Source organism: Thalassotalea agarivorans (genome assembly GCF_030295955.1).
GTDB classification, from domain to species: Bacteria; Pseudomonadota; Gammaproteobacteria; order Enterobacterales; family Alteromonadaceae; genus Thalassotalea_D; species Thalassotalea_D agarivorans.
In genome coordinates this window covers 317849-342487 of the sequence record NZ_AP027363.1, presented here as the reverse complement: position 1 = coordinate 342487, position 24639 = coordinate 317849, and the positions used below count along the sequence as shown (strand labels likewise).

At 42.7% G+C, this 24639-nt stretch carries 21 protein-coding genes and 1 rRNA gene; 4 read left to right on the top strand and 18 right to left on the bottom strand.

Annotation, left to right across the window (positions count from 1 at the left end):
• Window positions 1-86: 86 nt before the first annotated feature.
• From QUD85_RS01545 to prmA, 7 genes are all read right to left on the bottom strand, one after another.
• Window positions 87-1629 (bottom strand): 16S ribosomal RNA (locus QUD85_RS01545).
• A gap of 705 nt (window positions 1630-2334) precedes the next feature.
• Window positions 2335-3624, bottom strand: a complete 1290-nt coding sequence (gene purD / locus QUD85_RS01540) for a phosphoribosylamine--glycine ligase (protein ID WP_093331902.1) — start codon at window positions 3622-3624, stop codon at window positions 2335-2337.
• A gap of 40 nt (window positions 3625-3664) precedes the next feature.
• Entirely contained in the window at window positions 3665-4468 is an 804-nt protein-coding gene (locus QUD85_RS01535) for a class I SAM-dependent methyltransferase (protein ID WP_093331904.1), read from the bottom strand.
• Window positions 4469-4608: 140 nt separating this feature from the next.
• The gene (gene purH, locus QUD85_RS01530) at window positions 4609-6195 is read right to left on the bottom strand and encodes a bifunctional phosphoribosylaminoimidazolecarboxamide formyltransferase/IMP cyclohydrolase (protein ID WP_093331906.1); all 1587 of its coding nucleotides are present in this window, start codon (window positions 6193-6195) and stop codon (window positions 4609-4611) included.
• Window positions 6196-6339: 144 nt separating this feature from the next.
• Window positions 6340-6627: a DNA-binding transcriptional regulator Fis gene (fis, locus tag QUD85_RS01525; RefSeq protein WP_093331909.1), complete on the bottom strand. Its 288-nt coding sequence runs from the start codon at window positions 6625-6627 to the stop codon at window positions 6340-6342.
• Between the two features lie 13 nt (window positions 6628-6640).
• Window positions 6641-7609, bottom strand: a complete 969-nt coding sequence (gene dusB, locus QUD85_RS01520) for a tRNA dihydrouridine synthase DusB (protein WP_093331911.1) — start codon at window positions 7607-7609, stop codon at window positions 6641-6643.
• Between the two features lie 167 nt (window positions 7610-7776).
• Window positions 7777-8658 (bottom strand): 50S ribosomal protein L11 methyltransferase, encoded by an 882-nt coding sequence (gene prmA / locus QUD85_RS01515; RefSeq protein ID WP_093331914.1) that lies wholly within the window; start codon window positions 8656-8658, stop codon window positions 7777-7779.
• Between the two features lie 154 nt (window positions 8659-8812).
• On the opposite strand from prmA, the gene QUD85_RS01510 reads away from it, so the two are divergent.
• Together QUD85_RS01510 and QUD85_RS01505 are read left to right on the top strand one after the other, a co-directional pair.
• Window positions 8813-9760, top strand: a complete 948-nt coding sequence (locus tag QUD85_RS01510; RefSeq protein WP_093331917.1) for a precorrin-2 dehydrogenase/sirohydrochlorin ferrochelatase family protein — start codon at window positions 8813-8815, stop codon at window positions 9758-9760.
• Window positions 9760-10485, top strand: coding sequence for a hypothetical protein (locus QUD85_RS01505; protein ID WP_093331921.1), 726 nt, complete (start codon window positions 9760-9762; stop codon window positions 10483-10485). Before QUD85_RS01510 ends, QUD85_RS01505 begins: the two co-directional genes overlap by 1 nt.
• Here the strand turns inward: QUD85_RS01505 and QUD85_RS01500 are convergent.
• The 4 genes from QUD85_RS01500 to QUD85_RS01485 form a co-directional block, all read right to left on the bottom strand.
• A complete protein-coding gene (locus QUD85_RS01500) occupies window positions 10478-11005 on the bottom strand; it encodes a hypothetical protein (protein ID WP_093331924.1) in 528 nt (175 codons plus the stop codon). The genes QUD85_RS01505 and QUD85_RS01500 overlap by 8 nt on opposite strands.
• Before the next feature lie 51 nt (window positions 11006-11056).
• Window positions 11057-11974: a patatin-like phospholipase family protein gene (locus tag QUD85_RS01495; RefSeq protein ID WP_143047975.1), complete on the bottom strand. Its 918-nt coding sequence runs from the start codon at window positions 11972-11974 to the stop codon at window positions 11057-11059.
• 81 nt (window positions 11975-12055) lie between these two features.
• Window positions 12056-12895: a pirin family protein gene (locus QUD85_RS01490; protein WP_093331929.1), complete on the bottom strand. Its 840-nt coding sequence runs from the start codon at window positions 12893-12895 to the stop codon at window positions 12056-12058.
• Window positions 12896-13020: 125 nt separating this feature from the next.
• Entirely contained in the window at window positions 13021-13266 is a 246-nt protein-coding gene (locus QUD85_RS01485) for a DUF6482 family protein (RefSeq protein ID WP_093331933.1), read from the bottom strand.
• A 171-nt stretch (window positions 13267-13437) separates the two neighbouring features.
• Here QUD85_RS01485 and QUD85_RS01480 point away from each other — a divergent pair, with 171 nt between their 5' ends.
• On the top strand, window positions 13438-14994 hold the full coding sequence (locus QUD85_RS01480) for an AbgT family transporter (RefSeq protein ID WP_093331935.1): 1557 nt from the start codon (window positions 13438-13440) through the stop codon (window positions 14992-14994).
• Between the two features lie 42 nt (window positions 14995-15036).
• On the opposite strand, the gene QUD85_RS01475 is transcribed toward QUD85_RS01480, so the two are convergent.
• Window positions 15037-16005, bottom strand: a complete 969-nt coding sequence (locus tag QUD85_RS01475) for a DUF4382 domain-containing protein (protein ID WP_093331938.1) — start codon at window positions 16003-16005, stop codon at window positions 15037-15039.
• Between the two features lie 228 nt (window positions 16006-16233).
• Here QUD85_RS01475 and QUD85_RS01470 point away from each other — a divergent pair, with 228 nt between their 5' ends.
• On the top strand, window positions 16234-16518 hold the full coding sequence (locus tag QUD85_RS01470; RefSeq protein ID WP_218139608.1) for a MazG nucleotide pyrophosphohydrolase domain-containing protein: 285 nt from the start codon (window positions 16234-16236) through the stop codon (window positions 16516-16518).
• A gap of 45 nt (window positions 16519-16563) precedes the next feature.
• Here the strand turns inward: QUD85_RS01470 and QUD85_RS01465 are convergent, their stop codons facing one another.
• The 6 genes from QUD85_RS01465 to QUD85_RS01440 form a co-directional block, all read right to left on the bottom strand.
• The gene (locus tag QUD85_RS01465; protein ID WP_093331942.1) at window positions 16564-19662 is read right to left on the bottom strand and encodes an FG-GAP-like repeat-containing protein; all 3099 of its coding nucleotides are present in this window, start codon (window positions 19660-19662) and stop codon (window positions 16564-16566) included.
• 118 nt (window positions 19663-19780) lie between these two features.
• On the bottom strand, window positions 19781-20644 hold the full coding sequence (locus QUD85_RS01460) for a YicC/YloC family endoribonuclease (RefSeq protein WP_093331945.1): 864 nt from the start codon (window positions 20642-20644) through the stop codon (window positions 19781-19783).
• Between the two features lie 73 nt (window positions 20645-20717).
• Complete coding sequence (locus tag QUD85_RS01455) at window positions 20718-21638, bottom strand: DM13 domain-containing protein (protein ID WP_093331947.1); 921 nt, start codon at window positions 21636-21638, stop codon at window positions 20718-20720.
• The gene (locus QUD85_RS01450) at window positions 21631-23361 is read right to left on the bottom strand and encodes a GMC family oxidoreductase (RefSeq protein ID WP_093331950.1); all 1731 of its coding nucleotides are present in this window, start codon (window positions 23359-23361) and stop codon (window positions 21631-21633) included. The genes QUD85_RS01455 and QUD85_RS01450 overlap by 8 nt, the downstream gene beginning before the upstream one ends.
• 2 nt (window positions 23362-23363) lie before the next feature.
• Window positions 23364-24050 (bottom strand): gluconate 2-dehydrogenase subunit 3 family protein, encoded by a 687-nt coding sequence (locus tag QUD85_RS01445; RefSeq protein WP_286219618.1) that lies wholly within the window; start codon window positions 24048-24050, stop codon window positions 23364-23366.
• The gene (locus QUD85_RS01440) at window positions 24050-24556 is read right to left on the bottom strand and encodes a thioredoxin family protein (RefSeq protein ID WP_093331955.1); all 507 of its coding nucleotides are present in this window, start codon (window positions 24554-24556) and stop codon (window positions 24050-24052) included. The genes QUD85_RS01445 and QUD85_RS01440 overlap by 1 nt, the downstream gene beginning before the upstream one ends.
• Window positions 24557-24639 lie beyond the last annotated feature (83 nt).

The window sequence follows — 24639 nt, the reverse complement described above, 5'->3', positions numbered from 1 at the left end:
GAACACTCTTGGTACATGGATGTACCTGTGTCGATTTAACACGGATGTTATATTATCGACCGATAATGTTGTTTCACCTTTCAAGATAAGGAGGTGATCCAACCCCAGGTTCCCCTAGGGTTACCTTGTTACGACTTCACCCCAGTCATGAATCACAAAGTGGTGACCGTCCTCCCGAAGGTTAAACTAGCCACTTCTTTTGCAACCCACTCCCATGGTGTGACGGGCGGTGTGTACAAGGCCCGGGAACGTATTCACCGCGACATTCTGATTCGCGATTACTAGCGATTCCGACTTCATGGAGTCGAGTTGCAGACTCCAATCCGGACTACGACGTACTTTCTGGGATTCGCTCCACCTCGCGGTCTCGCTGCCCTCTGTATACGCCATTGTAGCACGTGTGTAGCCCATCCCGTAAGGGCCATGATGACTTGACGTCGTCCCCACCTTCCTCCGGTTTATCACCGGCAGTCTCCTTAAAGTTCCCGACATTACTCGCTGGCAAATAAGGATAAGGGTTGCGCTCGTTGCGGGACTTAACCCAACATTTCACAACACGAGCTGACGACAGCCATGCAGCACCTGTCTCAGAGTTCCCGAAGGCACTAATCTATCTCTAGAAAATTCTCTGGATGTCAAGGGATGGTAAGGTTCTTCGCGTTGCATCGAATTAAACCACATGCTCCACCGCTTGTGCGGGCCCCCGTCAATTCATTTGAGTTTTAACCTTGCGGCCGTACTCCCCAGGCGGTCAACTTAGCGCGTTAGCTACGTCACCCACGCATCAAGTGCACAGACAACTAGTTGACATCGTTTACGGCGTGGACTACCAGGGTATCTAATCCTGTTTGCTCCCCACGCTTTCGTGCCTCAGCGTCAGTATTTGTCCAGGTGGCCGCCTTCGCCACTGATGTTCCTTCCAATCTCTACGCATTTCACCGCTACACTGGAAATTCCACCACCCTCTACAATACTCTAGTCACACAGTTTCAAATGCAGTTCCGAGGTTGAGCCCCGGGCTTTCACATCTGACTTATGTAACCGCCTACGCACGCTTTACGCCCAGTAATTCCGATTAACGCTCGCACCCTCCGTATTACCGCGGCTGCTGGCACGGAGTTAGCCGGTGCTTCTTCTGTTGCTAACGTCACAGCTAGCAGGTATTAACTACTAACCTTTCCTCACAACTGAAAGTGCTTTACAACCCGAAGGCCTTCTTCACACACGCGGCATGGCTGCATCAGGGTTTCCCCCATTGTGCAATATTCCCCACTGCTGCCTCCCGTAGGAGTCTGGGCCGTGTCTCAGTCCCAGTGTGGCTGATCATCCTCTCAAACCAGCTAGAGATCGTCGCCTTGGTAGGCCATTACCCCACCAACTAGCTAATCTCACTTGGGCTAATCAAAAGGCGAAAGGTCCGAAGAGCCCCTCCTTTGGTCCGTAGACATTATGCGGTATTAGCAGTCGTTTCCAACTGTTGTCCCCCACCTTATGGCATATTCCCAAGCATTACTCACCCGTCCGCCGCTCGACGCCAGAGGTGCAAGCACCTCTTCGTTTCCGCTCGACTTGCATGTGTTAAGCCTGCCGCCAGCGTTCAATCTGAGCCATGATCAAACTCTTCAATTAAAATCGTTTGTGTATCGATAAATCGATACGATGCTCAATGAATATTAATCGTCTCCGCTTTTAAAAAAAGCAGAAGCAAAAAACTGACAAAAGCGCCTAATCAATAAAATATCGATTTAGACTTTGTGTCACTCACTGAGTTAATTATTTGGTAAAACCAACATTAACGTGAGTGCCCACACAAATTGCTTGATAACTATTTGTTAAAGAACGATTCTTGCGAATCTCACCGAATATCTCATTCGTATTCGGCGTGTGCTCTACCGTTGAGAGCGGATGCGCATTTTACGCGTCCCTGTTTTGATGTCAACCTTTTTCACAAAAAAACTTTAATTTATTTTGTGAGGTTTTGTTAACTGCTTAATAACCATATTCGCTTACTAAACTTATCAAAACAGCTTCTTGGCTTGTCCCCGAGAAGTGGATGCGCATTTTAGGGATTTTTTGGGTCAATGCAACCCCTTTTTTTAATTTTTTTGATCTTTTTTACTTTTCGCTTTTTATTTGCGCAGATCGCGTATTTATTGTGCTTTATAAAGAGCGACTTAGTGAAAAGTGTAAAAAAAGTGATCTTTACAATAAAAATATAACCAACGTTATTTTTTAATATTTTTATCGCTCGAATAAACCTGTTTTGTATGAATAAACTCGATAAAAAACAAAAAAGGTAGCCAAAGGCTACCTTTTTTACAGACTTTTTACAGTTTAGCTGTTTTGCTCACGCGCAATCGCTCGATATGCAATATCGGTTCTAAACATAACATCTTGCCATGAGATTTGAGCTACTAGCTCATAAGCTGTTTGTTGTGCTTCAGTAACGCTATTACCTAAAGCGGTTGCACACAATACACGTCCACCCGCAGTCACGACTTTACCATTATTTAAAGCAGTACCTGCATGGAAAGTTTTAGCATGCGCTAATGTATTAGTTTCTAGGCCGTTAATTTCGATACCCTTGTCATAACTACCTGGATAACCTCCAGCGGCAAGTACAACACCAACGGCAGCTCTAGGATCAAATTGAGCTTCGCCTTTATCCAGCTCACCTTTACAAGCAAGTAAACAAAGCTCAACCAAATCAGATTGCAAACGCATCATAATTGGTTGGGTTTCTGGGTCACCGAAACGACAGTTATATTCAATAACTTTTGGCGTACCATCTGCCATGATCATTAAACCAGCATATAGGAAGCCTGTATACGGAAGACCTTCACTTGCCATACCTTCAACCGTTGGTTTAATAACTTCATCCATAATACGATTATGAATGTCTGGTGTAACCACTGGCGCTGGAGAATAAGCACCCATACCACCGGTATTTGGGCCTTTGTCTTCATTGTAAGCGCGTTTGTGATCTTGGCTTGTTGCCATTGGCAGAATATTGTCGCCATCTACCATAACGATAAAACTAGCTTCTTCGCCATCAAGAAACTCTTCGATAACAACACGTGAACCAGCATCGCCAAATGCATTACCGGCTAACATATCGCGAATCGCTTCTTCAGCTTCTGCAACAGTCATGGCAACAATTACACCTTTACCTGCTGCTAGGCCGTCGGCTTTTACAACAATTGGTGCACCTTTTTCTTGCACGTATGCAATAGCTGGATCAATCTCAGTAAATGTTTGGTATTCTGCCGTTGGTATTTTATGGCGTGCTAGAAAGTCTTTGGTAAAAGCTTTTGACCCTTCTAATTGCGCTGCACCTTCAGTTGGACCAAAAATAGTTAAACCAGCTTCAGTAAACTTATCAACCACACCAATAACAAGAGGCGCTTCTGGGCCAACAATAGTAAGTGCAATGTTGGCTTCTTTTGCAAAAGCGATAAGCGCATCAATATCTTCAACACCAATCGCAACATTTTCCAACTTAGGTTCAGTTGCTGTTCCTGCGTTACCAGGTGCTACATAAACTTTTTCTACTTGTGCCGACTGAGCCGCTTTCCATGCTAGAGCATGTTCGCGACCGCCATTACCAATAACTAAAACATTCATTGATTTTTTGATCCTAATAGCCGGATAAGCCGGCTAACTCTTATTTTTTAACAAACTTAAGTGTCATGCGGTTAGATTCACCAATCGCAAGATACTTTTCTTTATCTGTATCACCAAGCGCTAAACGAGGAGGTAGCGTCCAAACACCTTTCGGGTGATCAGCAGTATCTTTTGGATTTGCATTGACATCGCTTGATGCTGCTAATTCAAAACCTGCTTTTTCCGCTAATTCAATAGTTAAAGCGCGCGGGAAGTAACCGCCACTTTTCTTTGGATCCCATGCTTTGTCAGCAGGGTATTCATGTTCAACTACACCTAAAACACCACCGGTTTTCAACGCTTTGTGTGCATCTTTAAAAACAGCTAAAACACCGTCTTCGCGCCAGTTATGTAGATTACGGAAAGTTAGAACCATATCTGCAGTGCCTGCCGGAGCAATTTCGTTAACTTGACGAGGAGTGAAGTCAGTCAATACAACTTCGCTGAAAATAGCATTGCTTGCCATTTTCGCTTCAAGCTTCTTGCGCGAGTTGCTGTAATAGTTGTCTTCACCTGTATCTGGGTAGTGTGCACCGTATAACTTACCAGAGCCTTTTAATGTTGGCGCTAAGATTTCAGTGTACCAACCACCACCAGGGGTTAATTCAACAACTGTCATTGAATCACTTAAACCAAAGAAAGCTAATGTTTCTTTAGGGTGACGGTAAACATCACGTGCCTTATTTTTGTCGCTACGCACTTCGCTTGCTATGGCTTGGTCTAACTTTGATGTATCAGCAATCGCGCTGCTCATGGCAATTAAACTAACGATAGAAGCTGTTAAAAGTGTTTTTATTGTTTTCATTTTATTCCCGCTTGTTTTGTTAAGGGTAAAATTATCAAAACAAGTTATAGCAAAAAACGCGTACAAAGGCAGTGAATTTAAACGTAAGAAAGTGACCGTTAAACTAAAAAGAAGTCGCCATAAGGCGACTTCTTTATATATTAGTGTCTAAAGTGACGCATACCGGTGAAGACCATAGCCATGCCATGCTCATCTGCTGCGGCAATCACTTCTTCATCGCGCATTGAACCACCCGGCTGAATTACCGCAGTGATACCTGCTGCCGCTGCGGCGTCAATTCCGTCGCGGAATGGGAAGAAAGCATCAGACGCCATAACAGAACCTTTAACTTCTAGGTTTTCGTCAGCGGCTTTAATGCCTGCAACTTTAGCAGAGTAAACGCGGCTCATTTGGCCAGCGCCGACACCAATTGTCATGTTATTTTTAACATAAACAATGGCATTTGATTTAACAAACTTAGCGACTTTCCAGCAGAATAATAAGTCACGTAACTCTTCTTCAGAAGGTTGCTTCTTAGTTACAACTTTTAAGTCATCTAACGTAACACGACCTTGGTCGCGATCTTGTACAAGCATACCGCCATTAACTCGCTTGTAGTCATAACCGCTTGTTTGCGTGTCCCATTGGCCACACTCTAACAAACGTACGTTTGGTTTAGCTGATACAATTTGTGCAGCGTCTGCAGAAATGCTTGGTGCGATAATTACTTCAACAAATTGGCGAGATACAATTGCTTCCGCTGTATCGGCGTCTAACTCGCGGTTAAACGCAATAATGCCACCAAAAGCTGACGTAGGGTCAGTCTTAAATGCATTATCGTAGGCTGTTAAAATGTTGTCAGATACAGCAACACCACAAGGATTTGCGTGCTTAACAATAACACACGCCGGCTCGTCGAATTCTTTAACACACTCTAATGCAGCATCTGTATCAGCAATATTGTTGTAAGATAACGCCTTTCCTTGAAGCTGAGTAGCTGTAGACACTGACGCTTCTTCTGGCGCACTTTCAACATAAAAAGCAGCACTTTGATGTGAGTTTTCGCCGTAACGTAAGTCTTGTTTCTTAATAAACTGACTGTTGAAGGTACGTGGGTACTTAGTCACTTCATCTTCTTGTGCATCATATGCAGGTAACATTGCGCCAAAGTAGTTAGCGATCATGCCGTCATATTGTGCAGTATGTTCAAAGGCAGCAATAGCTAAATCAAAACGCGTTTGATGAGTAAGCGAGCCTTCGTTTGCATCCATTTCTGCAAGAACACGATCATAGTCATGTGCGTTAACAATGATAGTGACATCTTTGTGGTTTTTCGCTGCTGCACGCACCATTGTAGGACCACCGATATCGATATTTTCAATCGCATCTTCCAAGCTACAATCTTCTTTTGCCACTGTATTAGCAAATGGGTAAAGATTAACAACGACCATGTCGATTGCATCTATGTTGTTTTCAGCCATTACTGCTTCATCTTGGCCACGACGCGCTAAAATACCGCCATGGATTTTTGGATGAAGCGTCTTTACGCGACCATCCATAATTTCAGGGTGACCGGTATGATCTGAAACTTCAGTAACTTGAATGCCGTTTTCAGCAAGTAGTTTACATGTACCGCCAGTAGAGAGAATTTCTACGCCTTTTTGCGCTAATGCACGAGCGAATTCAACAATACCTGTTTTATCAGAAACACTTAATAGTGCTCTATTGATAGGGCGTGGTGTGTTCATTTTGTTTTATATACCTATATATAACGTTTGCAAAAATGATGCAGCTATTGCTGCGTTGCTAAGCTGACCATTATGATTACTTAGCAGTAGTAAACAAAAAAGCACCCGAGGGTGCTTTTTAAGGCAGGTTAGTCCTGCCAAATCTTAGTTCATGCCGTACTTTTTCAATTTTTTACGTAAAGTACCGCGATTGATGCCTAGTAAGTTGGCCGCACGCGTTTGGTTGCCGCGCGTATATTGCATTACTTCCTCTAACATCGGCGCTTCAATTTCAGACAATACTAATTCATACATATCGTCCACATCGTTTCCATTTAATTGAGACAAGTAGTTTTTAATCGCTACTTTAGCTTGCGCACGCAATGGTGACGCCTTAGTTTGTGTTTGTAAATCACCAGTAATAAATGGAGAGGAAATATTTTGTTCGAACATCTAACTTCAACTCTTAATTAATCAAATTATCAAAATACAACTTCAATGCAGATAATTGCTCTTCGCAACTCTCAAGCGCATTGAACTTCGACCTAAACGCTTTTTCTTCATCATGTACTTGGAGATACCAAGACACATGTTTACGGGCAATGCGTACACCCATGAAATCGCCATAAAAGCTATGTAGTTCCCTTACATGCGACAATAAAATATCGCGTTGTTCCATTAAAGATGGGCTATCCATTAAGTGACCAGTTGATAAATAATGATTTATCTCACGGAAAATCCAAGGACGTCCCTGCGCTGCTCTGCCAATCATGACAGCGTCAGCCCCGGTGTAATCAAGCACTTGTTCTGCCTTATGAGCAGAGTCAATGTCGCCGTTTGCTACAACCGGTATAGAAATCGACTGTTTAATCGCTTTAATGGTGTCGTATTCGGCGTTACCTTTATAAAAGTCAGACCGAGTGCGACCATGCACAGCCAATGATTGAATACCATTGCGCTCTGCAATTTGAGCAATCTCTACCCCATTCCGCGTATTTTCACACCAACCAGTGCGAATTTTTAACGTCACAGGAATATCAACTGCATCAACAACTGATTTAACAATTGCTTCCACTAGACTTGGTTCTTTTAATAATGCAGAACCCGCCAGCTTCTTATTTACCTTCTTAGCTGGGCACCCCATATTGATATCAATAATCTGTGCACCATTTTCGGCATTGAACTGAGCTGCATGCGCAAGTTCTGCTGGATCAGATCCTGCAATCTGCACAGATCTTACTCCTGCTTCGCTACTATGCACCATGCGTAGTCTCGATTTGTCAGTGTTCCAAACTTTAGGATTGGCTGAAAGCATTTCAGATACAGCTAACCCAGCCCCAAGTTGACAACATAGTCGCCTAAAGGGTTGGTCTGTAATGCCCGCCATTGGCGCTAAAAAAACATTACTAGGTAATGTATATGGACCTATCTTCACAACTGACTAAATTTTGAGCTCTCGTTCAAAAGGGCGCTAAGTTTACGTGTTTTTTGGCCACTTGAAAAGGATAGAAATTGTACAAATGTCGTTTTTTTTCATCAAAATGATATTGACTTTTTATAAACGCCTGTTTTGTACAATATTTAACCGAATTGAAAAATCAATTAACGTTTTTTACCTGACAATCTTACCCATTCTTCTTGCACAGCAATTGGATCCATAGTGCAGTTTTGACCATAGATTTCGAGTAAATTAGTAGCTTGTTCTTCTAACACGCCAGACAGCGCAAGTAAGCCATTAGGTTTAGCATATGCCGTAATTACCGGCGCTAATTCACGCAATGGACCCGCTAAGATATTTGCAACAACAACATCGGCTTCAAATTGGGGTTGGTCTTTAGGAAGGTATAGTTCTAGACGATCTTCGACATTATTGCGTTTGGCGTTTTCACGACTTGCCTGAAGCGCCTGCGGGTCAATATCGATACCGATAACTTTTTCAGCGCCAAGCTTTAAGGCTGCTAATGACAAAATACCGCTACCGCAACCAAAATCGACGACAGTTTTGCCAGTTAAGTCCAAACCATCTAACCAAGTTAGACACAAAGATGTGGTTGGGTGAGTACCTGTACCAAAGGCTAAGCCTGGATCTAACATAACATTGACCGCATCAGGCTCAGGAATTTCTCGCCAACTTGGACAAATCCACAAACGTTGACCGAATTTCATTGGATGGAAATTATCCATCCATTCTCTTTCCCAATCTTTATCTTCCAATTGCTCTAGTTTGTATTGCATCTCATCTTTGTCAGGATGAATGCTTTTAAGATACGACAGTACTTTGTCCATATCATGGCTTGCATCGTATAAGCCCATCACTACCGTGTTAGACCAGTAGGTCACTTCATCACCTGGTAATGGCTCATAAATAGGCGTATCTTTAGCATCGATAAAGGTCACTGCTTGAGCACCGCAAGCAGACAACCAGTCGCTATACTTTTCAGCAGTTTCTTCGTTTGCACTTAAGCGTAATTGGATCCAAGGCATAGATTAAATGGGGTTTTTATAAAGCTTTGGCCGCTATTTTAGCAAACGCAGCTCTAAAACACCTAGTAATAAAATTACCACAAAAGGTATAACGGCTTGTCACTTGATATAACGTCTATCTTGTAATTAGCTGTGCAAACGGTATGCTTTTGGCATGAAATATTTTCCCATTTTTATCGACCAATCCAAGCTCAATGTCATCATCATTGGCGGCGGTAGCGTGGCAGCGCGAAAAGTTGAATTGTATTTAAAAGCGACGCAAAACATCACCGTTATGGCGGCGGCGCTAACGGAGCGTGTGCAGCAACTAGTAAAAAGTAACAACATCTCCCATATCGCTCAAAACTACCAACCGGGACATTTGCAACCCTTTACTATAGTTATAGCGGCAACAGACGATGAAGCCGTCAACAAGGCAGTCGCCGAAGAATGTCAGCAACTCGATAAATGGGTTAATGTTGTAGACCAACCAGCAATTTGTGATTTTATTACGCCAGCAATTATTGACCGTGACCCTATGATTGTTGCGCTGTCTAGTTCAGGCAGTTCGCCGTTATTGTTACGCCAGTTAAAAGAACAAATAGAAACACGATTACCTAGTGGTTTTGGTTTATTAGCAGAGTTTAGTTTTCACAACAGAGAGCGAGTGCAAAATGCCCTTAACAGTGTTGAACAGCGCAGACAATTTTGGCAAGGCGTATTTGATGGCGAGATTGGTCAAGCAGTGTTGTCCGGACAAAATGAGCGAGCACAATCGCTGTTAGAGCATCAGTTAAATCAACCCTTAGCAACACAGCAAGGACACTTGAGTGTGATAGAAGTGAACCAGTCGCCGGATCAACTCACTCTTGCAAGCTATCAAGCCATGCAGAGCGCTGAAGATGTGTTCTACATTAAGCAGGTCCCTTTGTCGTTTATTGAATATGCCCGCCGAGACGCCGAAAAGCATGAAGTGACTGAGATAGGCACAGCAATGTTTGATGCAATTAAACAACTGATGAACGAAGGTAGCCAAGTGATTTTGTTACTAGATAAGCACTATGACTTGCCACAATCATTAACCAATAGCGGAGCTGTATCCGTGTATCGCAGTGGACATTAATGAACAAAGCCGTTTATAAGCAAGCACGAAGTTTTCACAAAATCACAGGCTATTTATTAGCTATACAAGTACTACTTTGGCTCCTTGGTGGTTTAGTGATGAGCGCTATTCCATTAGAAAAAGTCCATGGTAAGCACTTAGCAACCAAACAAACGGCTAATCCTTTTGTTGCCCATGACTACACCTATAACATCAATTCCTTGCTAAACGATCAGCAAACAGTAAAGCAGATTACATACACACATTTGTTTAATCGACCACTTTATCTGGTGCAGCTGCCCGACAAACAGTTAGCTTTTTTTGCTGATACAGGCGAACAAGTCACCACGTTATCTAAGCAGCAAATTGCCCTACTTGCCGGTGAACATATTCTGATTGATGCGAACATCCAAGCGATAGATTTGCTAGCGCGAGGTCCCAGAGAAACAGGTTACAAAGCAGATGTTTGGCAAGTGACTTATGATGATATGTGGCAAACAACGCTTTATTTTTCTAACCAAACAGGGCAGTTAACCACAATAAGAAGTGATATCTGGCGCATCTTTGACGTATTTTGGATGCTACATATTATGGATTACGACGAACGAGAAGACTTCAACAATCCGCTACTGATCAGCTTTTCCGCTTGCTCGGTGCTGTTTGCGCTGAGCGGATTTTTACTAATGTTGCAAAACGGTGGCGCGTCGATGCGCCGTTTGAAACGACGCAAAGCTCGAGCTAGTTAAGCGTAGCTAGTGTCTCTCTTACCGCATTCAAGGCATCAACCGAAAAACCGCGATCGTAGAAGTAAACAATTTTGCCGGTTTTATCCAGTAACAATATCCGCGCATTGTTTGGACTTTCATTACCGGTAAATTGCTGCACTGTAGCACCGTCCTCGTAAACAGTTACAACACCACCCCATAATTCTTTTGGAATACCACGACGCATGCCGTTGTCTATCATGGTAGAAAACATACGCGGAAACATACCTTGAATGGTAGGGACTTCAACTGCAGCAACACGGGTTTGCGTCATGTCTAAACCAATCAGCCAGCGGTCGATATCAAATTGGCTGTCTTGCACATAACCCACTAGCAATAGCACGGGTTTACCGCTGTAATCATCAGGTAGTGTTTTCGCCTCTTTTTCTAGCGACTCGCCAGTCACTTGAGGGAACATTTGATTGGTCACGTCTTGATTTGGGTATTTACTGCTACATGCCATTAAAAACATGCAACATAAAGCAACAACGATGTTTTTCATGTCATTATCCTGTCATTTTTATTGCTAATACGTGATAGCTACAACAGTAGATCAAAACGCCGACAATTGCGCTTTTAATGCAGGAATAACTTTTAACGTTTCTTGATAAGCAAGTTCTATCATGTCATCACGTTCTGCAAAGCTTTGAAAATTTTCAACAACAAATACGGGCCTAATGATGTGATCCGCCTGAGCGATTTCTAGCTCATTAATTTTGCACGCTTGAATACGAAAAGCGTTAAGCAATGTGCCGATAAAATTAGGTGACATACCTTCTGGGCTGTCACAGTATATATCTACCGCCAACACCACATTGGCCCCCATCGCATAAGCAAACTCCACCGGGACTAGCGCTAAAACGCCGCCGTCTACATAGGTGGCATTGGGTGTTTGCACTGGAATCATCACGCCAGGAATACTCGCTGAAGCTTGCACGGCATGCCCTGCATCACCTTCAACGATCAACAGTGCTTGTTCATGAGTTAAGTCCGTTACGGCTATGCCAAGCGCAATGTCTCGCCCTTCAATCGGCATTTGTTGGCTTTGTTCATTAATCCATTGCGCGATAAATTGGCCGTTTATAAGCCCTTCTTTACTCACCACAATATCTGCAAGGTCGGTTTCGGATAAGTTCAGCACAATATCTGAAATCTGTTGATAGCTCATACCTGATGAATACAAAGCTGCGGCTAAGGAACCCGCGGAAGTACCGGTAACAATGTCTGCTTTAATATTGGCTTCTTCGAGCGCTTTTATTACACCTAAATGCATGAAGCCACGCACACCACCACCACCAAAAGCGATCGCGAGTTTAGGTGATTCACTTGTTGATGCAGAACTTTGTTGTTTTACCTGTTCAAGGGTTAAGCCTTCAATATCATAATAGTTATTGGGGCTTGGCTGACCTGAATAGAGCGCCAGCACAAGTAATAGAATAAGTAGAGCCGATACAATTAAAAATTGCTTCATGTTAGAGATTGTCAGTGAGTTTTTATCAACATACAAAAAAGCGTGGCAATTAGCCACGCTTTATTACTGTTTGTAGTGCTTCTATAAACTAAGGCGCCCCATTTTTCCTGATTGATAGTCAGCAATAGCTTGTTCTATTTCTTGATGGGTGTTCATCACAAATGGGCCGTAATGCACAATTTTTTCGTTTATTTTGTTACCTGCAAAAAGCAGTACACCTGCGCCTTGTGCGCTGGCCTCTAATTGAATCGCCGATTGCGAGTCGAGCACTAACATATGGCCACGTCCGCCGTTAGCAGTATCTAAACTGCCGGTATGGATATAGGCCATAGCCAAATCATAATCAGACAAATCAAACTCTGCCGTGCCGTTTGCGGCCAAGGTTAAATCGGCAATAGCTCCACCCGATGACAACTCTTTTAGCGGTGAAGTTACTGATTGCCCGGCAAAATGCCATTGACCTGCAAGTGCTCTTAACTTACTGCCCTGTTCATCAACCAACTCAGGTAATGGTGAATCAACAGAATCTTGATAAATGGCGGCACGCATTTTGTCTTTCGCTGGCATATTCAACCAGATTTGAAAGCCATGCATGCCTTCATCTGTAGCCAAGGGCATTTCGGAATGGATGACACCAGAACCGGTACTCATCCACTGCACATCACCGCCACGAATTGCTTTTTTGTTGCCCATATGGTCTTGGTGCTCAAAACCACCTTTAATCATATAGGTGAAAGTTTCAATGCCGCGATGCGGATGCGGTGGAAAACCGCCGATAAAGTCTGCGTTGTCGTCGCTTTTAAGTTCGTCTATCATTAAAAATGGATCTAGCATAGCGCCAGAGAAGTCGGCAACGCGTGATATTTTTACGCCGGCACCATCTTGAGTAGGCGAGGCTTTGCGTACTTGGATAACTTTCATTTCTACTCCACGTATTTCACTATCTATGTGAAGCAGTATAGGGGCAAAGAAGCAAAGGAAAAATAGGCAAAGTAGCAAAGCATTGTTTCATATTAAGAACAATCATGCCTGATCTGCGCTGATTATCACCAATTCAGTTTGATGCGTAGCTTCTCGTTAGAACTTGGCAAACCACACATCTCTTCATAAGGCGTTGATTGTTCTAACCATACTTCATTAAACTGCGCCGCGTTAAAATGCGCTTTTATACCCGCAATGTTGTTAAATTGCATTGGTTGATGGTTAGCATCTTTGAGCAGTGTACGACCATTATGGTCACCTGTTTCGACAATGTAGTTGTTGCCTTCAAGCGATGCGATAAACAAATCCATACGATTCTCCCGACCTAGTTAGCGTAATTTGAAACTGTCTATTTTTTACGCAACAACTTGCGGTGTAGATCAGACTTTACATATCACTAACGATTACTCCCTTGCGTGTTTAAGCACAAATTGGCACTATGGACTTCGCTAAAAATAATGACTACAACAAGATATATTCCTATGGCAGATTCGCAAAACACGCAACCTGAAACGAAAGGCGCCATCGCACTGATAGAAAAAATCGGGCATAAAATACCTGATCCTGTCGTGATATTTATTTGGTTCTTTGCCTTTGCTTTTATCCTTACCCTATTTATTGGTGGATTAGAATTTAAAACCTTGAGCACTGACGGCTCAGAAATCACTCACACCATCAAAAACATGGGAGAAGCTGAACACACCCGCTGGCTGTTTGACAATGCCTTATTGAAAAACTGGCTTGGCTTTGGTGGCGGTGTTTTAGGGGTTATCTTAATCGTCATGCTAGGTGTTGGTGTAGCTGAATCGTCAGGGCTTTTAGGTGTACTCATTAAGAAACTTGGTACGCGCCTTAACGAGAAATATCTAGCTCCTGCGTTAGTATTCCTTGGCATTATGAGTTCTATTGCCACCGACGCCGGTTACTTGGTATTGATACCACTTGCTGGTTTACTCTATGCCGGTCTAGGCAAAAATCCACTCATTGGTATGGCTGCAGCATTTGCCGGTGTATCAGCAGGCTTTAGTGCTAACCTGATCCCAGCAACGCCTATAGATGTGATTCTAGGTATGAACGCGCAAATTTTCGCAGAAGCGCAAGGCGTACCATTTGAATCAAGCGATGGCAAACCGCTTACGCCAGCAACCATGCATTACTACTTTATCTTTGTCTCTACTTTCCTTTTAGTGGGGTTAGGCGCATGGGTTACTAATAAATTTGTTGCCCCTCGATTAGAGAAGATGTCGTATGAGTTGCCAGAAGATATCGACTTATCTGACTTTTCCGTTTCTGAAAAAGAAGAAAAAGGCCTTAAAGCAGCGTTTCTAGGGTTGCTACTTTCACTAGGTATTATTGTAGGTCTAGCATATGGCCCGCTTGCACCTTATGTCGATGATGCAGGCAAAACAGTAAACCCTTACCTTAACAATGTGATTTTGCTTATCTCACTTGTCTTTATCATGGTTGGTGTATTCTTTGGGTACGCAACAGGCAAGTTTAAAAAGTTAATTGATGTGGTACATGCCATGGTTGGGCAAATGAATACCATGGGCTATATTTTAGTACTAACCTTCTTTTGTTATAACTTCCTTGGTTTATTAGGCTACTCAGGTTTGGGTACTTACATTACATACTTAGGCGCAACGTTCCTGGAAAACCTTGGTTTACAACATTTCCCTATTGCACTAATTATTGGTTTTGTTATTACCACAGCATTTATCAATATTTTTGTTGGCGGTTTAACCTCAAAATGGATGTTATTAGGACCAATTTTTGTACCCATGCTGTATCAAGTAAACCCAGCAATGACACCAGATTTAGTAGCCGCTGCCTATCGTGTGGCAGATTCATCCACCAACATCATTACACCAATGATGACATACGCTGGTGTAATCTTAGCCTTTATGCGTAAGTACAAAAAAGACTTAAGTTTTGGCGATGTGATCATCATGATGATGCCGTATTCTATCGTCTTCTTAGTATTTTGGACGGCATTATTGGTCGCATTCTTTGCCTTTGGTATTCCATTAGGCTTTTAATACAATTGGGGCGGAGTATTCTCCGCCCCAATAATGAATTATTTATAAGCCGAATGTCACATTTGTAGGCTCATTAGACTCTAATACATCAATCGCTTTAAGCTCTAAAAATTCTACAACATCATCTTCTTCTGGGTTGTCAGTAGTGTCACAAGTCACTGCTATGCCATAAGTACCTGCATTAACATAACCAATTTCAAAATTGTAACTATCAACACCATCGTAAAAAACACCGACGCTTGTCAAAGCTTGTTCTGACTCGGCACCACCATGATCTGCCAAATCCTCTAATGCAACATCCGCATTTTCGAATAAATATACAGCGGCTACCGGCTCAGTTAAATCTGCAGGCGCATATCGGCAACTATTATCAAGTAAAAATGACTCTGCTACATCGCCCGTTATATGACCAATTTCACTATTATCAACCAAACGAACAGCTCTAGGCTTTAAAAAGTACTCTTCTTTGCCCACAGGATTTGTCATACCTTGGCGCAAATCAAATTCCACTGTGAAGTTCAATACGCCTCCAATTGCTGCGGTAAAGCCATCTAATTTAAGCTCATTTGACGGCACCACAACCGGCACAGTTTCAACATTGTCAGTATTTTCTGTGCCCTTAATAATCGCATAAGAACCTGGCGACATCTGCAACCTAAGTTGGCTATACTCGCCTGCTTCAATTTGTGCAGATGATATAAAAGAGATAGCATCCATTCCGGTATATTCGAACAAGTCTATTCCTACTGTGTTCGGAATTGTGTTTCCCTGCTCATCTTTACAAATGTCATTCGCAGCGATAGCCGCTTCGTCTTGACCTACTTCAAAGGTGAGATCGCTTTGACCATTCAATTCAACCGCATTAAAACAGACAATTACTGAAGTAAGGTCGTCTACTGGCGCGTCACTAATAGCAAGGTTGAAATCAGTGTATTGAGAGTCAGAATCATCACAAGCAGCAAGTAGACCCGCGCTCAATAGCAAAGGAATGAGATATTTATTCTTAGTCATATTTTTTCCAGATAAAACTTTGTTTCTGTTAATACTAAAGTTTAGCCAGTATTGTGCATAGACACCAGAAATTTCTACTAACTATTTCGTAGAAATAAGATTGAGTTGGATAAAAGCCATATAAAACAATCGTATGAAACAAATACTAATAGAAATTAATTATTGTTAACCTAGTAAGACATTAAGTAATCTGTGACGAGTATGTCTTTCTATAGGATCAGCGAATCAATGAACATTAACGACATAGCAAAAGCAAATTATGACTGGGTAGAAGCCATGGGATGGCACAACAAAACGCCGTTAGAAGCGTTAGCACTTATCGCATCTGAAGTAGGCGAAGCGGTTAATGAATGTCGTGGCGACACACCTACCGAACACTTTGGCGAAGAACTCGCCGATATCATACTGCGTGTGCTAGACCTTGCTCATTGGCAAGGTATCGATATGGAAAAAGTGATCGCGCTAAAAATGCAAAAGAATGCCGAACGCGGTAATAGAGGAAGAATCAAATAATTCTAATTGGGGAGCTGAATATGCTGCTCCCCAACTATTTGCCAACTATTTTACGATGTTTATCGGGTAAATATGACTGTCTATCATCTGTCCTTTGCTATTAGTAAACGACACTCTAAATTGATAAAAGTGTCCTGCAGGTAGATCTGTTGTTGGCGTTAATCCTTTTAGCGAAAACGTCATTTCACTGCTACCGGAAGTGGTATTGAGTACAGAAGTATCTATCAGTTCAATGTCTTTAGCTGGAATCCATTTGTACTTAAAATGACGTAGCCAAAAACGCAACCCCCCTTCGTCGGAAGAAATAACTGAATTACCAGATCCCGCATGATATTTAACTTTTACAGTAACATCTTGTGCTGAACTTAACGCTTGCTTTAGTTCATTGGCATTCGTTATCTCAACAAAAGGCATAATTAATGCTTCAACGCGAATCGATGTTTCAGCGCTAGCGCCCGATAAGGTTGCGACGCTAATAACTGCCTCTCCAGGTGATATCGCTGTAACTAAACCACGATTATCTACTGAAGCAATGCTCGGGTCACTTGATGTGTACGCAAGTGAAGCATTATCGGCATCAATGGGTAAAATATCAGCATCTAAAACCAACCTTTCACCAGTATAAATAGGACTATCTATTGATAAAATTGAAATCTCTTCTACCGGCTTTTCATGCCAATCAACTAATACAACATTTACATCTTTGGTCATCTTGTTTGCCACACTCATTGCTGAAATAACGGCACTTTCACCCACCTTTCCTTGCGCGCGAATGACACCTTTATCGTCAACAGTGACCGCCGATGTGTTGTTACTTGACCAAGCAACCGCGCGATTTGCATTTGCTGGAGTAACGTTCACGGTAAGCGGAAAAGCAGCACCAACTCTAAGCTCAATGTCGTTCTGTTTGAATGTCATAGTTTTTGGGTCAACAGCATTAGTATCTAGCAACTGATTTACCGCTTTGTCTGTAAATTCGACTGTTTCGCCATTGCGCCAGCGCACACTTATTCGCTTTATGTTTTGCGCGTTGGCTAGACCAAAGTGCACAATATCCATCTTACTCTGTGAAAATATTTCGCCACGCGAACTTACTCGTTTAGTAAAACGCGTATCATTTGTGTCTACCAAAACTTGCGCGCCATAAGCGTCTATATTTTTTTGCGGCGAATTTCTAACTCGAACTGATACATAATTCCCCATACCACCTTGGTTGCGATACAAGTACCATTGCCCCCCTTCACTACCGCTAAGCACGTCGATATTTCCGTCTAAATCAAAATCAAAGGCTTGTCCCATATCGCCATTGCCTGGTCCACCAACATCATTAGCGCCATGTTGTGTCATTGATTCAAATTTATTATCAACTGTGTTTATCAGTAAAAGATCCGAGATACGTTGCCCTATTCTTCCCCAGCGATACACTAGCAAGTCTTGAAGACCATCATTATTAAAATCGCTTCGTGTAACTCCTAAAGAGTTTACCCCCTTAGGAATGTTCCATTGCTCAGATACGTCAATAAACTTATCGTTGTCGTTGCGCAGTAAAACATCTGCAATATTTCTATTTTCTGGTGAAAACTCTGGTGAAACGGTACTTACACCTGACAAGCTAAAACCAAACCCCCAAAAAATATCGCCGTTTCTTACTATCGCCAAACGCCATTGTTGCTCGCCTAAATAACCAAAATACATTCCATCTTTTGATATATCTTCAGGCCAACCCTGCGCTTGTTTTTGCGATATTTGAATATCTTCGCCAAGTTTAGGTACATATCTTTGCTTATCGCTACCTAAGAACATTGGATAGTCTTTGTCGCGGTATATACCTTGAGCCAAAAATCGATACTTATAGAATCTAATACTATTCGGTGCTTCAAAATTTATGATTTCTTTGCCTTTGCTAGCACGAGGCTTAAAATCCATTTCCATGTTTATCGCGTCATGGTCTAGCGACGGGTGGTTGCCCAACCCAAATTCTTTGCCACGCGCTAAATACAAATCTAGATCACCATCATTATCTATATCGATATCGGTAATCGCCATCACGTCGTTGAACACCTGAACCTGTTCAGGAAATTGATAAGTAGCATTTTTATAAGTGAAGTCACCGTTGCCTATCCATAGTGAAGGTGCATGATGACCATAGAAAATAATATCGCTGATCTGGTCATTGTTGATATCAGTCACCAACACGCGTGAAGGTTCAACATCTTGAATATCTGCGACATCGCGAAAGCTAAATGTGCCATCGCCTGTATTTTCATAAAAGTAATGTTGTGGCTTACTTTTAGTAAGACTTGCTTCATTAAAAAGCAGTAAATCTAAATCGCCGTCCATGTCAGCGTCTAACCAACGAGCACCGCGTCCACGCCCACCACGATCTATCCCCACATCACCTGTATATAACACGAGATTGCCGTTATCATTTTTATAAAAATTGGCTTTTGACGGGTTAGTACCATTACCACCACCCATAGTGACTACAATATCCAAATCACCATCTTTGTCATAATCAGCTGCGGCTGTGCCATGCAAATCATGCATGAACCAACGTGCAAGATTCTGATTATGCTTAGTAACCGTGCCGTCACCATTGTTCCAATATAGTTTGCTCGATTCCGCGTTGTGATTATTAACGATGAAGTCATAATCACCATCCTGATCAATATCAGCAATTGTAGGACCGCCGTATTTAATTGAATCAGCTTTTTCTAATCCCGCTTGCTCTGAGATATCTTTAAATTTTGGTAACGATGTATCTGTTATTGGCGTAAATTTTATATCCGTCAGTGTGATCGGCGCGGCGAACGCAGACCAATCAAATTGGTGCGCAGTATTAGGCGTTAATTGGATTATCGCAGAGAGTTTGTGCGGCGCTATGTTGTTAGGGAGAACCAGGTTATCGATTAGCAACAATCCATTGCTTTGCAGCGATACGTGGGCATAGTCACCAGTTGTTTGTGCAGTCAACTCTACCCGATAGAATGACGCATCGCCGCTTTGAAATGTTGTAGTTTCATATGAGCCTAAAGGTACCTCTAATAGCGGTTGGCTTCTATTTTCTTTGCAAGAAACACAGGCCAATACCAACATCAGCACAAGCACCACATTTAACCCATTAGATAACCGCCACTTTTCCATGTCACCAACCTATTTTTAATTTTATTTGTATCAGGTTAGATTAACGCAGTTTTATTTTGTTAACAATCAACAATTTTAAAGTAGGTAAAAAGAAGGGAGGCCAATCGCCTCCCTGCTATTATTCGATATTTTGAATTTGCTCGCGCATCTGCTCAATCAGTACTTTCAATTCAACAGCGGCGTTGGTGATGTCAGCGTTGATAGATTTAGAGCCAAGGGTGTTAGCTTCGCGATTAAATTCTTGCATCATGAAGTCTAAACGGCGGCCTTGTGCGCCACCTTTTTTGAGAATATTGCGAGTTTCTTTAACATGACTGAATAGGCGATCGATTTCTTCGTCTACATCCATTTTCTGCGCCAGCAATACTAATTCTTGCTCTAAACGCGTTGAATCTGGTTCGATACCAGCGTCATTAAACTTTTCGATGATTTTTTCACGTTGCCACTTAACCACTTCTGGCATTTGTGTTTTAACGGTTTCCGCCTGCACGATAATGGCATCTAAACGCTGTTCGATAAGTTCCTTCATGTTCTTACCTTCGCTAGCACGAGCGGCGATAAAATCTTTTAAGGCTTGATCAAAAGCGCCAAGCAGCTGCGCTTGGATTTCTGTCATATCGGTTTCTTCGGCTTCCATAACGCCTGGCCAGCGCATGATTTCAACCGGATTAATTTGACTATTTAAGGTTTGCTCGTTGACCCAATTGGCATGCTTGATAAGTTGCATCGCCATGTCTTGATTGAGGTTTAGGTTGCCTTTAGCAGACGCATTCGCGTTATAACGCAATGAACATTCCACTTTACCGCGCGCTAATGCTTTACGAAAACGCTCTCGTAACACCGGCTCCATACCGCGAAACTGTTCTGGCAGACGAAAATACGTTTCCAGGAAACGTTGATTAACACTGCGGATTTCCCAAATGGCGTTGCCCCACTCGCCTTTTACTTCTGTGCGAGCAAATGCTGTCATGCTGTGGATCATGTACAAACCTATTGTTTATTTAAGCTTGCTAAATTATGCACGACAGCCTTTGTGATAACCAGTGAAATTTGCGCTATTGACTGGCTTCAAAGCGCAATGAGCCGAAATCGACGCTAAAGTCGACACACCAAACGCTTAAGGTATTCAAATCATCTAACGACTTACTGCTAGGTAAATTCAAAACAACAGTGTCGTCGTTAAATACAGTACCGGTTAGTTGTGTGCCAATAGAAAAGGCGTCCGCGCCCGCATAGGCATGGTCAATTGCGCCGTAAAAATAGACATCCGGGCCACCACCGTCGTAGCTGAAATTGGTCACTTCAATGGTGCAATTGTCCACGATGGTTGCTGTACCGGCAACGTCGTGTGAAAAGGTGGTGAAGGTACCGCTATAACCCACCATAGGATGGTCAGAGCCACAGTTTTGCGCCGGCGTAATGTCATATTGTGCCAATGTATCTAAAAAGTGTGCTTTAGCTTCCGCAAGTGAAACGAAGCCGGTGTTCATCACGCCACTTAGTTCAATTAACTCAGACAATTCGTCGATAAAATTGGGATCGTTAAAGTCTATACTTATGGTACTTGCTAATTGATGCACCACTTCAGGGATTTGAATGCCGTTAGATAAATCACCATCATCATCAAGTGATTGCAACAAACGTATGGTATTAAGCACTTCTATATCGTCGATGTTGTCCGTATTAAACAAATCTAACGGAGTGAGTAACTCTTTAGCTGCAACGGTTGGAAAACGAATACCACCGATAGAGAAGGTTACGTCTTCACCAGCAATATAGTTAAAGTAGCCGCCCTCATCGGTAAAGCCCGATTGTGTTGCCGTGTCGTATTTAAGACCTGTAACCTTGGCATCAACAAACAAACCTTGCGATAAGTCAGGAGCCATAGGTTGTGGATCACTAGAGGAGGAATCTGAACCACACGCTGCTGTTAGTATGGTTGCAAAGGCAACCACATACAATTTTTGATTAAACATTGTTTTGTCCTTTGTTTTTATTTTGCCAATGTGTTTTTATTTTGTCGGCAACGCGAAAAGCGTTGGCATAAATAGTGAAGGTGTAGGGCACGCTGCCACCGGTTGGCATAAAAGAGCCGTCTGTCACATATAAGTTGCTCACTTCATGCGCGCGACAGTCTTTGTTAAGTACCGTAGTTTTTGGGTCATCGCCAAAACGACAACCACCCGCCATTAAGTTAGAGGGTGGATAACCACTGACTGACGAATACACATTTTTTGCACCCATAGCACGCAATAGTTCTTCACCTTTTTCGGCGATGTACTCGCCTACTTTTAAATCGTGTGGATGATACCCTATACGCACTTTAGCCACTTTATCGCCCCATTTGTCGGTTACTTCGTCGTCTAACGTAACAAAGCAATCGTCAGTGGGTAACCAGTCGTTGAACACTTCAAAACGGAGCGTTTTGTAGGTGGTAAATTCTGTAAATAGGCTTTCTTTTAAATCATCGCCCCACATTAGCTCATCGTCGTTACTCCATTGGCTGCCGTATGAGCGAGCAATCGGGTTTTGGTGAAAAAGAAAATCAATAGTGCCGCCCTTCGCCTGCCCTTTGGGATTAGCGCCAACGAATGATTTGTCGTTAATTTCATACCAGTCTTGTAGGCCGCGATTGATAAAAGGCCCAACTTGGCGAAGTTGTGCTTCTTGTTCTTTGGTTAAGTCTTTAAAGAAAAAATCGCCTGCACCTGTGCCACCCGCACTAAAGACCAGGTTTTTACCCACCTGACCATTGTTATTAGCCAAACCATTTGGGAATTTTTTGCTCTTTGAACTTAACAATAACCGTGATGTTTCTACTGCTTGGCACGCAACCACATACAATGACGCTTTAACCGCTTGCTTTCGGCCTTTTTTGTCATAGTAGTTAACTTGCGTGACATCAGCCTGTTCGTTTGAGTCGATATGGAATACTTTAGCGTGCGGAATAATATCGCAATTGCCTGACGCCACCGCATGATTTAACAAGGCCGCTCGGCCGCTACCTTTTGCACCTGATGAACAACCATAGCTTGAGCAATAACCTGAATATTCGCAGCTACGACGCCCCATCGCAGGCCTTGAGAGCACAGCACGTGGCACAGGGAAACTGTGAAAACCGATACGCTCAGCCGCTTCATCTATCCATTTTGATACGCCATGTTCCGCTAACGGCGGAAACGGAAAATCTGGTGTTGATCTAGGTTCCTGCGCAGGATGATTTAACACTTTGCCCGACACCCCGACTACCTGCTCTACTTTCGCATAGTAGGGCTCCAACTCATCGTAGCTAATCGGCCAATCTGCAATATTGGCACCTTCAATGTCGCCATAGGTTGATTTTAATTTGAAATCGACAGGTTTTAAGCGGTGGAAATAACCACTCATCAAGTTAGACGAGCCGCCGACCATATTACCGTTCCAAAAACTCCAACCGGATTCGTCAGTAGCTTCACCTTGCCAATACGAGTTGCCTTGGTTGTCTTCGTATTCTTCTTCAATTACATGCTTTTCATCTTTAAGCGATGGGTTGTATGCATCGTGCAGGCTAATGGCCAGTTCGTCTTTAAAGAATTCTTTTTCGGTAAGCCATGGCCCTTTTTCAAGCACAACAACTTTTGCGCCTGCTTTAGCCAGTTCATAGGCAATGGGGGAAGCACCCGCGCCACTACCAACAATACAAATGTCATAGTGTTTCATGCTTATACCGCCTTTTTGCCGTTTGGATGAGACGTTTTTGCCAGTGCATTTTTACGCCAAGGTTGAAAGCTTATTTTTATCTGTTGATAGGTTGGCAATTCATAATATCTGCTGCCTTCTTTCGGCAAAGGAAAGCCAGCTTGATGTTGCAACCATGTCCAACCTACACCATTAGGGTTACCGCCATACGCTGGTGGCGAAAGCATTGCTTCAAATAGGTAATTAATCAATGTATTTATCCAATTTCGACCCGCCGTTGAACCACTAATTGCGCGCAGCATTGCTTCTTTGTTTTCTTGCTCTAACTCAACAAAATTTTTATTGAGTTTGCTTTGGCAAAATCCATTAAGCCATCCAACACCTTTAAAGATGAATGCTTTTTCGTCTTCATCGATGGGTTGTTGATCAATGACATTAAATAAATATTGGATTGCTTGGATATCTTTGGCGCTTGGGCCTATCTCTGATTGGGGTAAAAGGTGGTTTAGGGTGCTGTCGAGGGTTAACCAAGGGTCTGTAGCAAGGCGCTGGTCATTGGCTTGATTTGCCTTTGCTAACAAAGGTACTGGCATCAAGGTTAATGCACTCGCCCCCATGGCGGACTTTAAAAATTTGCGTCGCGCCTTGTTTTCTATTTTTCGGCGATACCAGGCTGGCGTTTTATAAGTTGAATCAAAGAATCCTTGCATTATTTCGCCTCTGCTATTTGCGCTTTGTCGCTTACCTGCCACTGCGTTAAAAACTGTTGCCATTGCACTGCAGAATAGGCGCCGTCTTGTTGCAGTTCTGCCGTATCTTTCGACAGCAACATTTTACCTGACGCGCTAGACACGTACATATGAGGATAGCCCAGTACCGGCGGTAGCGATTGCATAAAGGCTTCGTTTTCATTGCTGTCGCTCACATTGACCTTGAGCACTACAAAGTTATTGTGTAGCTGCTGGTAGATGTCAGGATTTTTTTCTAAAAAGGCATCCATTTTGTGGCACCAAGTACACCAGTTGCCGCCTATTTCGATCAATATATTACGATTAGTGGCTTGCGCGAGTGCAATAGCTGCTACTGCATCTTTAAACGGATCGCGCTTATCATCATAAACCACGCTGTACTCTGGTAGTGCATGATCTAAGCTAACTTCATCCGCTAATGCGTTACTGGAGAAGAGCACTAACATGCTCATCAAAAATGCCTTCATACCAACTCTTTTTCTCTACTATTACTTCAACTGTAAACAATGACCCAAAGATTCTCCAGATAATTTCACAACTGCAACATTTT